Source organism: Streptomyces sp. NPDC059477, assembly GCF_042749375.1.
In the GTDB taxonomy this organism is placed as follows: domain Bacteria; phylum Actinomycetota; class Actinomycetes; order Streptomycetales; family Streptomycetaceae; genus Streptomyces.
The window spans coordinates 131,554-147,263 of sequence record NZ_JBHYUG010000003.1; the positions used below are offsets into that span (position 1 = coordinate 131,554).

Consider the following 15,710-nt stretch of genomic DNA (forward strand, 5'->3'; position numbering starts at 1 on the left):
ATTCAGAACGTGTTCAGAACTTGGTACTGACGACCTTCTTCAGGTTCGCTCCGAGTTTCCTCCAGTAGTAGTAGGCGGCGGCCGAGTTAATCCCCGAGGGAAGAAGCCACGAGATCCCGCCGGTGTGACCTCGGATCTCCAGTTTCATGGTGCCGCTCTTCTTGTAGAGGTCGAAACCTATCCAGCCGCCCGGGTAGTCCGGGTGCCCGGCACGTGCTCCCAGCTGTAGGTAGCTCTTGCCGATGCTGTTGACCTTCAGCGGGAAGTACATGACGTTGTAGGGCCAGAGTGTGAACTTCTGGCCTTCCTTCGTGATTTTGCTGGGGCGGCCGGGGATCGGGAAGATCGCGCTGAAGTGGTTCTTCCAGTACGTGAAGACCTTACTTGCGGTCGCTGTGGTCTTGCCCAGGCTGTAGTACTGGTAGTAGTCGCCGAGGCCGCTCACGTCCCGGCAGTTGACTCCGTCGCCGCTGCAGTAGACGTAGGCGTTGGCGCCGCCGTTGTACTGGGGGTCCCGCTGGAGGAAGCGGTCGGTCTGCGCGTCGTAGAGCCGGGCGCCCATGAGGTAGTAGCCGGCCAGGCCGTCCGTGGTGAGCTGGAGGCTGCCCAGCCACCCGTAGGTGCTCGACACCGTGCCGTCGAGGCTGTTCCCGTACTCGTCGTACTGCTGGACCGTGGGCGCCAGCGAGGTGTCCAGCGGCAGGAGAACCGAGCTGTCGCCGTGGAGGTTGGTGAGCTGGAGGACGACGTCCCCGGTCGCGGTGGTGAGCGCCGCCATGTCGCCGAGGATGTCGGAGACACTGCGCTCGACGGTCCCGTCGTCCGTGGCGGTCCACAGGACGTCCTGGCCACCGGCCCCGTAGTGGTTGGTGAGCGAGGCGCTCGCGGTCCAGGTGCCGGCCGCGTCCCGGGTGGAATCGGTCCGGGTGCTCGGGCGCCCGGACGGGTCGAGGCTCCAGGTACGGCGCTCGGTCCCGGAAGTCTCGGTGTGGACGGTGTCGGTGGAGTAGTAGGTGAGAGTGGCGTCGCCTTCGGTGGTGAGCCTGCCGAACGCGTCGTAGGCCCGGCCGCCGCTCACGAGCCGGTCGGCCGTGTCGTAGGTCAGTGACTGGGTGTCCACGACGGCGTCGCCCGTGCCCGTGTCGCAGTCGTCCTCAGTGGTGATCCGCTGGGTGCGGTTGCTGTTGGCGTCGAACGCGTAGTCGCGGGCGGTGCAGCCCGCCGCGGTTTCGTCGGTCGCGCGAACGAGCCGGTCCAGGGAGTCGTAGGCGTACTGGGAGGTGAGAGTGCCCCCGTCGGACTGGCGGTGTTCGGCGACCTGCCCGCTGATGGTGTATCCGGCCGTGTCGGACAGCACCAGGGTGCCGTCGGAGGTGCGGTACGCACGGCCGATCTCATTGCCGACCGGGTCCGTGCTCACCTCAAGGGTCAGACCTCCCGGAAGGGTCTCGCTGCGCAGGGTCCCGTCGGCGTCGTAGGTCGCGGTGAAGTCACCGGCCACCGAATCGTGCAGGGACGTCAATTGTCCGATGGAGTTGTAGCCGTAGGTGGTGGTGGACGGAGCCGAGTCGGTGATCGAGACGACCGCGTCGAGCCGGTTGTAGGTCGTCGTGGTGGTGTTTCCGGCTCCGTCGTCGTAGGAGACCGCTCGGCCGAGTGCGTCGTAGCCGTACGAGATGGTCCGGCCGCCGGCGCTCTGGGTGGCGGTCTGCCCGGTGGCCTCGTCGTAGGTCGTGGTCTGGTCGGCGACCGCCGCGCCGACACCGCCGGAGACCGACGTCTTGACCGTGCGCCCCGCAGAGTCGTAGGTGAACGTCGTGGTGCGGGTCGTGCCTCCCGCGCTCTCCGCGGTGCTCTTGACTCCCCCCCAGCGGTTGTACGCGTACACGGTGGCAGGCAGCTGTGCGGGGTTGGCGCCGCCTCCGGTAATGTCGGCGGCGGGTGCGGTTCGGCAGAGCTGCCCGGCCCACTCCGGGCGGTTGGCGCAGGTGCCGGTGCCACTGGCGGTGTAGTAGGTATAGGTCACGGTGCCCGCGTCGGTACCGCTGGAGCCTGCCGTGCGCGTGGTGGCGATCCGCCCGGCGGAGTCGTAGGTCGTCGCGTCGGGGAGATCCGAGCCCTCCTGTGTGCTGGTGGTCTCCTCGCCCGTGCTCCAGTCGTACGCGGTGGTGCGGGTGACGGTGTCGGCGTCGGACGGGTAGCCGTCGACGTAGGCGCCGGCGGTGGTCGAAGTCAGGAGTCCGGAGACCGCGGCGTCAGCCGGTCTGCCCTCGTCGTAGGCGTTGACCGTGTGCTGACGCGCGAGCTGGAGGCTGCCCGCGGCGAGCGTGGCGTCGGCCGTGTCGCCTTCCAGCGCGTTCTCCAGCTGGACCCAGTGGACGGGTCCCTTCTCGTCCAGGAGGCGCTGCCCGTCCGCGCTGTACGTCATGACGCTCGACAGCTGTCTGGCCCGGTCGCGGGTGGAGAGCTGTGCCAGACCGAGTGACTGGAGCTGGGCGTTACCGGGGTCGGCGAGGGCCAGCTCCCGGTTGGCCGCAGTCAGGGCGGCGACGGTGTTCCCGTACACGTCGTAGTCCGTGGCGGTGAGAGCACCTCCCGGCAGGGCGGTGTTGGTCTCCTGTCCGTCGGCGTCGATGTAGGTGATCGCGGCCTTGGCGTAGGAGGCCGGGCCGAGGTCCGCCCCCGTGTGGGAGGCGGGAACGCTGTCAGCCGTGAAGACCGCCGCGGCGTCCGAGGGCGCTTCCGCCTGCCCCCACGCGGCTACCGTGCCGGAGTCCATCTGATTGGGGGCCGACGTTCCGGAGAGCGGCACGTCATAGACGACGGACGTCGTGGCCGTGCCGTCCGTGGTGGTCGTGGAACCCTCGGCCAGCGTCGGCCTCGACGCGGAGAGCAGCATGCCCTCCCCGGCCGTCAGCGCGGAACCGGCTTCGCCGTAGGTGAAGGACCACGGCAGGTCCCCGGGCGAGGTCAGGGTCGCGAGCAGGCCCGAATCGTCATAGGTGTACTCCGTCTTGAGCGGTGGGCTGATCCGAGGGTCCCAGACCTCCCGCAGGCGGCCCGTCGAGCCGTAGGCGTAGCGGACGACGGTCTCCGCGGTCGCCGCACTCGCCCCGGGCTCCGTCGCCCACAGCTTGATGGACATGACCTGGCCCGCGAAGTCACCGGGTGTTCCGGCGGTGGCCGTGGTGGAGCCGGCGTAGACGAACTCCAGGACCCGGCAGCCCAGGGTGGCCGGGGCAGTCGCGCAGACCGACGCGGAGACGGCGGTGGTCGGGGAGATCACATACTTCGGCCGGACCAGGCTCTCCCCGCCGGAGGTGACCGTTTCCGAGGTGACGGTGACGGTGGAGTTGTCGACGGCGCTGGCGCTGGAGGACACCACCCAGGTGTTGCTGCCGCTGTCGATGCGGGTGAAGACGATGATGTTGCCGTCCAGGTCGGTCAGGGTGAACGTGGCTCCCGACACGGTGCCGGACAGGGTCAGGCCCAGGTCCTGGACCTGTGGCTGCCAGCCGCTCGCGGTCGCCGTGAACGCCGTCGAGGACCCGTCCGAGCCGAGGAGTTCGACCGAGGAGGCGGAGGTCTTGCGCAGCTGGATGTAGTCGGATCCGGAGGTGTCCGCGATGAGCGAGGATGTCCATCCGGGGCCGAAGATCTCGGCCAGCCCCTCGGTGGCGGTGGTGTTGGCCCGCGACGAGAGGGACCTCTCCACGATGGCGTCGAAAGCCGATGTGTCCTGGGCGGAGACGGTGAAGTTGCCCGTCAGGAGGTTCACGCTCCCCGGGCCCACCGACGCGTTGGCGGCGTCGCTCGCATCGCGGTCGAGGGTGACCCCGACACTCTGCGAGTGGCCGGTGGTCGTGCCGTCGGTGAAGACGGCACGCAGGTCGATGACCCCGTCCTCGTCGAGGCTGCCGACAGCGTTCCATACGAGGGTGGGGGTGACCCCGCCGGTCACGGTGGCCGGCCATGCGGCGAGCGGGTCACCATCGTCGGTGACGTCGGACGCCGGGACGTTCTTCCAGGTGTCGGTGTCGCCGCGCCGGTACTGCCAGGTGACGCCGGTGTAGCTGGTGAGCCCCTTGGCGGCCAGTTTGAGGCGGCGGGCGGTGAGAGCGCCGTCGGACGGGGAAAGGATGGCCGCACCGTCGGCGCCGACGCCGAAGCTGTAGGCGGTGGTGGCGGTGGACAGGTTGCCGCCGGAGTCGACGGTGCGGGCGTAGAGGGTGTGCCAGCCGTCGTCGGGGCCGATGCTCACGGTGAGGGCGTCGCCGCCATTGCCGTCAGTGGTGTCCAGCTTCCGGTTCGGCACCGAGGGGTCGTCCAGGCCCCAGTGGTAGCCGGCGCCGTCGGCGGAGGAGGTGTCGAGGGTGCAGGTGTCGGCGTCGTCCGCTTTCGCCGTCCAGGCGTTCGCGTCGTAGGTGCCGCAGGTGATGGTCGGCGCGGCCGGCTTGGCGGTGTTCATCACGAACGTGGTGTAGCCGGACCAGGAGCCGTAGACGCTTCCGTCGTAGGCGCGCACCCGGTAGCGCAGGTGTACGCCGGCCGGGAAGGCGCTCGCCGAGGGGATGGCGAGGCTCGCGGTGGAGCCGGAGGCCACCGACGCCGAGCTGCCGGTGTAGGTGTAGGTGGTGTCCGCGTACGCGGGGTCCGCCGTGATCTCGAACTGGGCCTTGGTGTTCGCCCCGTCCGGGTCGGTGACCTTCGCCGACAGCGTGGGGGTGAGCGAGGTGACGTACCGCTTGCCGCTGTAGGCGTTGACCTGCGACGGTGAGATCGCCGCCGCGCTGGGCACGGACGGGTAGGAGTTGTACGTCACCGTCAGGTGCGGCTCCAGCGAGTTGTCGCCGGAGGCGTAGTTGGCCGAGTGGAACCGCCGCCAGGTCAGCGAGTCCGTCTCACTGACACCGCGGATGACCAGGCCGTAGTTGGGCGCCGACCCGTCGGCCCACGCCGTCACGATGTCGTCGATGTCGAAGTTCATCGCGCCGGCCGGGCAGGCGGAGGAGTAGCCCTTGGCCGCGGTGTTGATCACCTGGTCGGCGGTGGCCGCGTTCGGCTTGGTGCTCCAGGTGATCGTGGACGAGTTCCAGTCGTCGAGGACCCTTCGAACCAGCGTGCCGGAGCCCTCGGTGCAGGAGGACGACCAGAACGAGTACAGGGAAAGGTTGGTGTCGGTGATGGCCTTGCCCTTGAAGGCAGAGGTGTCGAACTTCAGGTACGAGCGCGCGATGGTCGAACCGCCGTTGTAGGTGCCGGACTTCAGCTCGGTCGAGGAGACCTGCGAGTCGGTGTAGTCCGGGGTCTGCACCCAGGTGTCCGTGGTCACCGCGAGGGTGGAGGTCGGATCGACGGTGACCGGGTAGGTCAGATCCTGGTCGAAGAAGCCGCTGTCGGGTGTGAGGACCAGGGTCTGTGAACCGTCCGCGGCGGTCTCCACCGATGTCGCCACGCTCGCGTGGTACTGGGGTTCACCGGATGTGTCGTCCTTGGAGGAGTCCCACATCATCGGGGCCGGCGCCTCGGCGACCAGCTTTCCACCGTCGTCCTTCAGCAGCAGGTGGCCGGAGTCGGCCGTCGACAGCGTCAGCCCGTCCAGGTTCAGCGGGATGCGGTACTCGGGGGCCTCGTCGGGGGCCGAGTCCAGTTCGATGGTCTGGCTGAAGCCCTGCGCGAGCGCGGTCACGGTCAGCGTCCGGCCGTCGCCCAGGTCGTAGGAAGCGGTGTCGTCCTTCACCGTCGGGGTGGGCAGCTGCGACTCCCAGCCCAGACCGAACGACTTGCCGTTCTCGGCCACCGAGGCCAGCGCGGTGTCACCGCCGTCGGACACCGCGATGTCGGCAGCCGCCACCTGCGGCTCCAGCGACCCGCCCGTGTCCGACAACGACGTGTCGATGTCCTTCCAAGTGCCTTCGACCTGCTGCCGGATCGGGCCGGCGTACGTCGATGTCTCCAGTTGCCCCGAGGGCAGCGCGTACGTCGTCGATGTCTCCGTCCGCTCCGACAGCACCTCGATCTTGCGGTCCTGCAACCGGGCCATCAGCAACGCGTCGGCCACCGAGTCCGCCGACGAAGCGGTGGACGCCGCGTCCGCCACGGTAGTGGTGGTGTCTGTTCCGGAGCCGGCGGCTAAGGCGGTACTCGTCTCCAGGGATACGAACGCCGTCTCCGCCACGAGAAGGGCGGCCACCGTGAGGGCCGTATGTCTCCATGAGATCCCGGATCTGACTGCCCGTCTCTCCGAGCCCGGGAAGTGCCTTCTCCCCCTGCGTCTCATCAACAGCTCCAAGTGCCGGTGAGTGGCACCCTGTGTGCCACCGCATGGGGAGCCAACATGAGAGAGCTGTGAGGGAATTCGCCGAACAGCAAGGAGATCTCTTCACGAAACACTCACACTCCACAGAGGTGACCTTGCCGATCACCCACTTCCATGATCTACACCTCCCGAACATGTGAGTCTCCTATGTCAACAAACACACCAAGGGCGGAAAAAGCCTGGGATTTCCGCCATGGGCATGCCAGGACACCATCCCGACGAAGAGTTACTGAAACGTTACCTTGCAATGAGGGACCTCCCCTCTCAATGTCAAGGGACCTTAAAATCCCCGGAGTTGGTCTAGCCCACTCCCGGGTCGCCCGTCAGGGGCGGGAGGGCGGCGCGGCGAGAAGTGCGCGCTATTGGTGTAGTCCAATCCCGCACGGCGCTCATTGACGTGCGTACGACAACTGGTTTCTCTGGTCGGCACTGGTCAGCACTGCCCCAGCACACGTGTCCGATGCCGGCTCCGGCGTCTCGGACAGGTGCGCGTCATGCGACCGTCCCGTCATCGGGCGTCGCCGCACGGACACGCGACGCGGGATCCCGTCCCGCCTCCCTACCTCAAGGAGAGCCGTGTTCAGCAGATCCGGATCCAGAGCCCAAGCCAGAACCAGAGCCAGAACCAGAGCCACAGCCATCAGATTCCTGGCACCACCGAGGCGGCGGCTGCTCGCCGCGCTCACCGCACTCGTCCTCGCCCTGGGCGGGCTCATCGGCGTCGCCACGCCGTCCCAGGCGGCGGGCGCCCTGACCGCCTCGTTCACCAGTTCCGACAACGGCCCCTGGTGGCGGGGGACGCTCGTCGTCCGCAACAACAGCGCCGCGCCGGTCACCGGCTGGACCCTGGAGTTCGACCTCCCCGCCGGGGTCACCATCAGCCAGCACTACAACGGGACCGCGACCGTGAACGGCTCCCATGTCACCGTCACCAACGCCCACTACAACGCCACCGTCCCGGCGTACGGCAGCACCGAGCCGTACAGCTACTGGTTCGTCGCCACCGGTCCCATCACCGCGCCGACCGGCTGTCTGATCAACGGTGACAAGTGCGACGGCAGCCCCGCCGTACCCCCCGCCGCACCGACCGGGGTGGCCGTCACCGGCACCACGGCCCGGACGGTGAGCCTGAAGTGGAACGCCTCCACCCGAGGTGACTTCCCCGTGGCCGGGTACGAGGTGCTGCGCGGCGACACCGTCGTGGCGGCCACCGCCACCACCTCCGCCACCGTGAACAACCTGACCCCGGCGACCGGCTACAGCTTCACCGTCCGCGCCAAGGACACCCGGGGCAACCTCGGCACGCCGAGCGCGCCCATCACCGCCACCACCGTGGACCCGGCGACCGACCCCGTCCCGCCCACCGCCCCCGGCAGCCTGCGCTCCACCGCCATCACCTCCAGCACCGTCGCCCTGGCCTGGAACGCGTCGACCGACAACAACTCCGTCGCCGCCTACGACGTGTACCGGGGCGCCACCCTGGTCGCCACCGTCCCGGCGGACACCCTCACCACTACAGTCACCGGCCTGTCCCCCGCCACCAGCTACGGGTTCACCGTCAAGGCACGGGACGCCGCCGACAACGCCTCCCCGGCGAGCAACACCCTCACGATCACCACGCACGAAGCCGTCGGCAACGGCGGTTACGCGACCGTCGGTTACTTCGTCCAATGGGGCATCTACGGCCGCCAGTACAACGTCAAGAACCTGGACACCTCCGGTGCCGCCGCCAAACTGGACGTGATCAACTACGCCTTCGGCAATATCGACCCCGTCAACCTCACCTGCCTCAACGGCGTGGTCAAGGGAGTCTCCGGCAATCCCCAGGACCCCAACGAGGGCGATGGGGCGGGCGACGCCGAGGCCGACTACGGCCGTGCCTTCCCCGCCTCCCAGTCCGTGGACGGCGTGGCCGACGACGGCTGGGGCAAGCTGCGCGGCAACTTCAACCAGCTCAAGAAGCTCAAGGAGAAGTATCCGAACCTGAAGATCGTCATCTCCCTGGGCGGGTGGACGTTCTCCAAGTACTTCTCCGATGTCGCCGCGACCCAGGCCTCACGCGAGAAGTTCGTGAAGTCCTGTGTGGACATGTACATCAAGGGCGATCTGCCGCTGTACAACGGCGCCGGAGGACCGGGTGCCGCCGCCGGGATCTTCGACGGCATCGACCTGGACTGGGAGTGGCCCGGCTCCCCGGACGGTCACCCCGGCAACCACTGGAGCACCGCCGACAAGGCCAACAACACCGCCCTGATCGCGGAGTTCCGCAAGCAGCTCGACGCGCTCGGCGGCGACCACAAGCTGCTCACCGCGTTCACCCCGGCCGACCCGAAGAAGATCGACGCCGGCTGGGACATCTCGAAGATCTTCGACGATCTGGACTACGCCAACGTCCAGGGCTACGACTTCCACGGCGCGGGCAGTGACAACTCCTGGGAGCCCGGCCGCACCGGCCACCAGGCCAACCTCTACACCGACGCCCAGTCGCCCTACCCGAACGACTTCAGCATCGACAGTGCCGTGAAGGCGTACACCGACGCGGGTGTCAGCCCACGCAAGCTCACCATCGGCTTCCCCTTCTACGGCCGAGGCTGGAAGGAGGTCGCCGACGGCGGCGTCAGCGGTGAGTGGCAGACCGCGAACGGGGCGGCCCCCGGCCAGTTCGCGGAGGAGGCCGGTACTCACGGCTACCAGAATCTGATCACCAGCTATCCCGGCATGACCGTCGTCCACGACGCCCAGTCGATCTCCACCTACGGCTATACGGGCAACAACGGCACCTGGTGGTCCTTCGACGACACCTGGTCGATCGGGAAGAAGACGGAGTACATCAAATCGAAGGGGTTGCTGGGCGGCATGGTCTGGGAGATGTCCGGTGACACCCCGACCGGCACCCTGATGAACGCCTTGGACGCCGGACTCCAGTAACGCCCTGGACACCGGACTCCAACAACGCCCCCGGCAAGTAGAGAGGGAAATTCGCTCAGCCCGCGCGCGGAGTGCGGGCTGAGCACCCGGGTGTACCGCATCGCCCAGGAGGCCGGCCTCCGGTCGCGGTGTACCGCATCGCCCAAGAGGCCGACCGCCGGTCGATCGTGTGCTCAGTGCGTCAGAAAGAGCTTGAGGGCGATGATCAGCAGGCCCAGGAGCAGATTGACCGACGCGGTGATGATCATCAGCCGCCGGGACGCGCCCGCGCGGTGTGCGGCGGCCACCGACCAGCCCACCTGCCCGGCCACCGCGACGGAGAGCGCCAGCCAGAGGGCGCCCAGCACATCGAGGCCCAGGAGCGGGCTGACGGCCACGGCGAGGGCCGGGGGTACGGCGGCGTTGACGATCGGCCACTCTTCCCGGCACACCCGGAGCACGACGCGGCGGTTCAGCGACTGATGCGCCAGACGGGCCCCGAACAGCTGGGCGTGCACATGCGCGAACCAGAACACGACGCCGGTGAGCAGCAGCAGGAGCACCAGCTCGGCGCGGGGGAACTCGCCCAGGGAACCGGCGCCGATCACCACGGAGGCCGCGAGCATCGATCCGTAGACGCCGCCCGTGTAGTCCGCCCGCTTGCGGCGCTCGGCCGGACGGGTCCTCGTTCTGGACACCGAATGACTCCCTCCCCCGCTCGGCCCCCGCCGCTCCCCCCATCGCAGCGGACCTGCGCGCCCCGCGCCTCACCCGCCACGGGCGAAGATGTCACCGGTGACACTCGGCTGTCAGCCCCCGACCGTCAGCCCTCGGACGGCGGCTCCGCCAACCGGTCCGCCAACGGATTCACGGGCTGATCCGCCAGCGGATTCGCCAGCGGCCGGTACCGCGCGTCCGCCCCGTCCGCCCGTGTCCAGCGCAGCAGCAGATTGGTCTTGGCGGGGAGGGTGGGCGCGGCCAGCAGGGCGGGGATCTCGGGGAGGGCGTGGCGGCGCAGCTCGCGCCGGAGCGCGGGCCAGGGGGTGAAACCGGGGTGGCGTTCGGCGAGCGCGCCCGCGACCTCCAGCAGGTGGTTCACCACCAGGCAGTACACCAGCCGCTCCCACCCGGCCGCCCGCCCCACGTCCGCGACCAGCTTGACGCCCTCGGCGTCCCGGAACAGCGCCCGTACGGGCGTGCCGTCCGGCGCGCAGACGATCACCGCGTTCTGGAGGTGGGCCTCCAGAACCACCCCGTGCGCGGCGAAGGCCGTCAGCGCGGGCGGCACCACCTGGGCGAGATACGCCTCCCACCAGCGCCCGGGATCGGCGGCCCCGGCGAGCGGACTGCCCTCGAAGCCCTCCACCAGACCGGCGGCGAGATACGCCGTCCCGCCGGGCGGGAGCTGCCCGCGCAGTCCGTCCCGGGTCATGACGGCGAGTTCCTCGAAGGCGAAGTCGGCGGTCCGGTAGCACCGGTCGCTCAGCCAGCTGCCGCCGGACCGCTCCAGCGCCCGGGTCGCCGCCGCGTCCGTGCGGCGCAGTTTCAGCAGGTCGTGGCGCCACAGCCGCCGTACGTCGTTGGTGATGCGCACGTCCAGGCTGAACTTCAGGAAATGATCCGCCTCGGGCGCGTACACCGTACGGATCGCGGCCGTCGGCCAGACCGGCGAGGGGGTGGTCCCCAGGCGGATCAGCCTGCCGTCCGCGAGCGGGGCGGCGAGCCGGTCGCCGAGCAGGGCGAGCTGCCAGGGGTGGGCCGGGAGCAGCCGGTAGCCGGGCGGGGCCGTCCCGAAGGCATCCAGCGCCGTCGTGTCGCCCTCCTCCACCACCGCGTCCTCGCGCAGGCCGAGCAGCGTCAGCGGAAAGCGGGCGTACGCCTCGGGCGCGTACGGCAGCCAGCCGGACGGCGGGCCACCGCCGCGTGCCTTCGGGGCCGGGTGATAGGGGTGACCGGTGATCAGGGACTGCTCGGAGAGCAGGTAGGGGTCGGCGGGAGGTACGGCACGCGCGCGGGCGGTGAGCAGCGCGGCCAGCGTCTCGCGGCTGTCGCGCATCTCGGCGGGCAGTTCGTGGTTGGCCAGGCCGGTGAGCCGGGTCAGCTCCTCGCTGACCAGTTCGACCAGCTCCGTGAACCCGAGGGTCTTCCAGCGGCCGGAGACCCGTACCTCGGGCTCGGTGGGCCGCCGCGTGCCGCGCACCCGCAGGAGGCGGCCGGTGCCGGGCAGGCGGTACGTCCGAAGGCCTGCGTCCCCGTCAACGTCACCGCCATCGACCTCGGCCCCCGCCCCGCCACCGACCTCGACCTCCGCCCCCGCCCCCGCCCCGGCAGGGGACCGCACCGGCTCCGCCACCTCCCGCAGCAGGCAGTTCAGCAGCGGCGCGGCGGCGTAGGCGTCGGCCAGGCCGCCGGTGCCGGTGTCGGCATCGGTGGCGGCCGGGGTGGCGGCGGCGCCGGTGGGTGGGGGGATGAGGTCCACGCGTTCCACTCGTTCCCTACGGTTCATTCGGGCGGGGACGATCAGTATCTCTCGCGGATCCGATCGGGACCGCCCCGTTCGTACCGCTCTCGTACCGCTCCTACCGAAGGTAGACCCCCCGTGTACCCACCCCCCGCAGCCGACACCGAGGTGGCAGGCGAGCTGGCCGCCGTCCGTCCCGGACTCCTTCCCGGGTTCGCGGCCGGACTGCCCGGCGCCCGCGCGGCCGTGCTGACCCGGCTGTGGCGTGCCCTGACCCATGAGCCGCTGCCCTGGATCGAGCGCGTCGAGCACGTCCCGTACGTCGAAGGGGGGCCGTCCCCCGACGCCGTCACCCTGCGTCTGCGCGACGGACGCCGGCTGCACGGCCCCACCCCCGACCCGTACGCCACCGACGCCTACGTCACCGTCGTCCACCTGGACACGCGCCCGTACGACGATCCGGCCCGGCTCCTGGCCGACCTCGGCGTCCCGCACGGCTCGGGATTCGCCGCCGAACTCGCCCACAGCGTCGCCTCACTGGCCCTGTCCCGCGCCGCGCAGGAGCCGGAGCAGGGGGCGCCCCCGACCAGGGAGTGGGAGTGGGAACAGCGGATCGTGGACGGACATCCGTACCACCCCAACTGCCGGTCCCGGCCCGGCTTCTCGGTGACCGAGCAGCTCGCGTACGCGCCCGAGCACCGACCGCTGGTGCGGCTGGGGCTGGTGCCGGTCCCGGCGGACGGGTGCCTGGTCGCGGGCGACTGGCCCGGCGACCTGCGGGACGGCAGCAGGCTGCTGATCCCGGTCCACCCCTGGCAGGCGGCCCATGTCCTCAAGCGCCCCTTCGACCGGGATCTGGGCGCCCATCCGCTGATGTCCCTGCGCACGCTCGCCCTCCCCGGCGGACCGCACGTCAAGACCGCGCTCAGCGCCCGGCTGACCTCCTCCGTGCGGGACATCTCGGTGCCGTCGGTGACCTCGTCGGCCCTGCTGTCGGCGTTCGCGGAACGGCTGGCCGCCCGCCTGGACGGCCTCCTGCACATCACCCGCACCCTGGGCGCGGTGACCGACGGCACGCCCGAACTGGCCGCCGTCCTAAGGGAGTCACCGCAGGTGTACGCGGGGAGGGGCGAGCGGGTCGTCCCGGTGGCGGCGCTGCCCCTGACCGGCCTCACACAATCCCCGGCCTGGCTCACCGCCTTCGCACGCCTCACGCTCACCGTCGGCCTGCGGCTGCTGGAGCTGGGCGTCGCCCTGGAGGCCCACGGCCAGAACCTCCTCGTCGTCCTCTCCCCCACCGACGCCCCGCTCCGCCTGGTCTACCGGGACCTCGCCGACATCCGGGTCAGCCCGGCCCGGCTGGCCCGGCACGGCATCGAGGTCCCGCCGGAGCTGCCCGCCCGCATCATGACGGACGATCGGGACACCCTGCGCCGCAAACTGTTCGGCTCCCTGGTGGCGGGCACGCTGGCCGCGACGGCAGGCTCCGGCACCGCGCTGGGAGCGGCGCTCGAACCCGTCGTACGAGAGCTGCCGCGCACCCCCGACACCGCCGCGCTGTGGGAGGCGCCGATCCCCGCGAAGGCGCTGACGCTGATGCGGCTGACCCCGGAACGGAAGGGGGACCTCTGGGCGGAGCTGCCGAATCCTCTGCTCTGACCCCCGCCACGTCCCTTTGACATGACCCGGCGTCAACCCCACGCCCCACCCACCGTTTTGGAGCCGCGCACCCGGGATCAATAAGATCCGCCGATGATCACAAGACAACGGCCGGCGGTGGGCGTGTGCGTCCTGCTCGCCGCGCTGCTGGCCGGGCTGGCGTTCCCGTCCACGGCGCTGGCCGACGAAACGGACGAGACCACGGCCACCGCGCCCAAGGTCAATCTGGTGCTGGACGTCAGCGGTTCCATGCGGGAACGGGACATCGACGGACAGTCCCGGATGGCCGCGGCGAAGCAGGCGTTCAACGAGGTGCTGGACGCCACGCCCGAGGACGTCCAGCTCGGCATCCGCACCCTGGGCGCCGATTACCCCGGCGACGACAAGCAGCGCGGCTGCGAGGACACCGCGCAGCTCTATCCGGTCGGCCCGCTGGACCGGACCGAGGCGAAGACGGCGGTGGCGACCCTCGCGCCGACCGGCTGGACCCCGATCGGACCCGCGCTGCTCGCCGCCGCCGACGACTTCGAGACCGGCACCGGCACCGAAACCGGCACCGGCTCGAAGCGGATCGTGCTGATCAGCGACGGCGAGGACACCTGCGCCCCGCTGGACCCGTGCGAGGTGGCCCGGGAGATCGCGGCCAAGGGCATCGGCCTGACCATCGACACCCTCGGCCTGGTGCCCAACACCAAGATGCGGCAGCAGCTCAGCTGTATCGCGGAGGCGACCGGCGGCACGTACACCTCGATCGAGCACACCGATGAACTCACCGACCGGGTGAATCAGTTGGTGGAGCGGGCGGCCGATCCGGTGGTGACCCCGGTGGCCGTCGAGGGCGCCGACCGGTGTGCCGGGGCGCCCGCGCTGGAGTCGGGCCTGTACACCGACCGCCAGGACTTCGGTCAGGCCCGCTGGTACCGGGTGGATATCGAGCCCGGCAAGGAGCTGCGCGCCTCGGTGAGCGTGGCGGCGGACAGGGCGGTGAACCCCGACTACGGGGTGCTGCTGCGGGCGGTCACGGCCTCGGGCCGGGAGATCGTGCGCGGCGAGGCCGCCGGGACGGGCCGTACGGATGTGATCTCGACGGGCCTGCGCTACCCCAAGGCGGAGAGCGACGACGACGGCGACGGGACGGCCCCGGCGGAGACGGTCTGTCTCCAGGTCACCAGCTCCTTCACGGCGGCTTCCGGGGTGCAGACCACGCCGGGTCTGCCGCTGGAGCTGACGGTGGACGTGGTGGACGGGCCGTCACCGGCCGCCGATGTGGCCGCGTTCGGCCTGGGGCGCGGGTGGTGGCTGCTGGCCGCGCTGGTACTGACCGGTTTCGTCGCGGGTCTGCTGTGGGGCTGGATCTCCCGGTGGCGGGTCGCGGTCTGGAGGACGAGCTGATGACGCGTACGCGTAGCGCACGGGTGCTGGGAGTGCCAAGGGTGCTGAAGGTCCTGACCGGCGCCCTGCTGGCCGTCGGCCTGGCGGCGGCCCCGGCGGCGGCCGACACCACCCCCTCCGCGAGCCCCGCCGAGGACTCCGGGACGGGGCCGACCACGGCGGGCACGTCCTTCCGTACGGCGACCGAACTCGACCAGGGCCAGACGGGCACCGCCGACGCCTCGGCGGGCGACTACCTGTACTGGTCCTTCCCGGCCGACTCGGGTCAGCGCCCCACCGTCACGGCGACGGTGAAGCTGCCCGAGTCGCATGCCGCCCAGACCTGGCAGATCGATGTGTACGACGGACTGCGGCGCCGTCAGGCGTGCCAGTACGGGGCGCAGACCCGGACCGCGGCGGCCGGTGCGGCCTCCGTGGAGCTGGCGTGCGTGCTGCGCACGGTCCGCGCCTGGTCCGAGCCGTGGGCCAATGACCCGCTGCCGGGCACGTACTACCTCCGGCTCACCGCGCTGGGCGTGCCGACGGCCGATCTCGGGCTGCCGGTGAGCACCGAGGTGCGGGTCGGGTCCAAGGACATCGGGGGTGCGGCGGCGGTGGACGGTTCGCTGGCGGAGCCGCTGGTGCCGGGCGTGGCGGTCGCCGTCGAGCAGTCCGAGGAGGACTCGACGGCAGGGGCCGTGCTGTCGGCGATCGAGCCGGAGGACGGCTGGGCGTCGGGCTGGTGGTCCGACCGATGGGTGTGGACCGCGATCGGGGGCGCGTTGGCCGCGCTCGCGGGGATCGGCGGCTACGCCCTGACACGCGGTTCGGGCCGCCCGCCCAGGCCCTGAGACACCGTCGTGGACAGGCCGTAGGCCGCCCCGGGGGGGGGGGGGGGGCGGGGGGGGGGGGGCCCCCCCGCCCCCCCCCCCCCGGGGGGGGGGGCCCCCCCCCCGGGGGCCCCCCCCCCCCCCCCCGGCGCCGGGGGGGCGC

7 protein-coding genes are annotated in these 15,710 nt (G+C 70.7%); 4 read left to right on the forward strand and 3 right to left on the reverse strand.

Annotated elements, in window-relative coordinates:
- Window positions 1-13: 13 nt before the first annotated feature.
- Window positions 14-6,193, reverse strand: a complete 6,180-nt coding sequence (locus ACFXAZ_RS02595; protein WP_384583925.1) for a DNRLRE domain-containing protein — start codon at window positions 6,191-6,193, stop codon at window positions 14-16.
- A 765-nt stretch (window positions 6,194-6,958) separates the two neighbouring features.
- Here ACFXAZ_RS02595 and ACFXAZ_RS02600 point away from each other — a divergent pair.
- Entirely contained in the window at window positions 6,959-9,247 is a 2,289-nt protein-coding gene (locus ACFXAZ_RS02600) for a glycosyl hydrolase family 18 protein (protein WP_384584068.1), read from the forward strand.
- A gap of 173 nt (window positions 9,248-9,420) precedes the next feature.
- Here ACFXAZ_RS02600 and ACFXAZ_RS02605 read toward each other — a convergent pair whose 3' ends face one another.
- Together ACFXAZ_RS02605 and ACFXAZ_RS02610 are read right to left on the reverse strand one after the other, a co-directional pair.
- Entirely contained in the window at window positions 9,421-9,924 is a 504-nt protein-coding gene (locus ACFXAZ_RS02605) for a hypothetical protein (RefSeq protein WP_384583928.1), read from the reverse strand.
- 125 nt (window positions 9,925-10,049) lie between these two features.
- On the reverse strand, window positions 10,050-11,714 hold the full coding sequence (locus tag ACFXAZ_RS02610) for an IucA/IucC family protein (protein ID WP_384583931.1): 1,665 nt from the start codon (window positions 11,712-11,714) through the stop codon (window positions 10,050-10,052).
- A 111-nt stretch (window positions 11,715-11,825) separates the two neighbouring features.
- On the opposite strand from ACFXAZ_RS02610, the gene ACFXAZ_RS02615 reads away from it, so the two are divergent.
- The 3 genes from ACFXAZ_RS02615 (at window position 11,826) to ACFXAZ_RS02625 (ending at window position 15,568) form a co-directional block, all read left to right on the forward strand.
- Window positions 11,826-13,346, forward strand: a complete 1,521-nt coding sequence (locus ACFXAZ_RS02615) for an IucA/IucC family protein (RefSeq protein WP_384583934.1) — start codon at window positions 11,826-11,828, stop codon at window positions 13,344-13,346.
- A gap of 93 nt (window positions 13,347-13,439) precedes the next feature.
- Window positions 13,440-14,738 (forward strand): VWA domain-containing protein, encoded by a 1,299-nt coding sequence (locus ACFXAZ_RS02620; protein ID WP_384583937.1) that lies wholly within the window; start codon window positions 13,440-13,442, stop codon window positions 14,736-14,738.
- Entirely contained in the window at window positions 14,738-15,568 is an 831-nt protein-coding gene (locus ACFXAZ_RS02625) for a hypothetical protein (protein ID WP_384583940.1), read from the forward strand. Before ACFXAZ_RS02620 ends, ACFXAZ_RS02625 begins: the two co-directional genes overlap by 1 nt.
- Window positions 15,569-15,710: the final 142 nt, after the last annotated feature.

Coding starts and splice junctions, on each gene's coding strand:
- ACFXAZ_RS02620 (WP_384583937.1), top strand. CDS start 13,440: ATGATCACAAGACAACGGCCGGCGGTGGGCGTGTGCGTCCTGCTCGCC.
- ACFXAZ_RS02625 (WP_384583940.1), top strand. CDS start 14,738: ATGACGCGTACGCGTAGCGCACGGGTGCTGGGAGTGCCAAGGGTGCTG.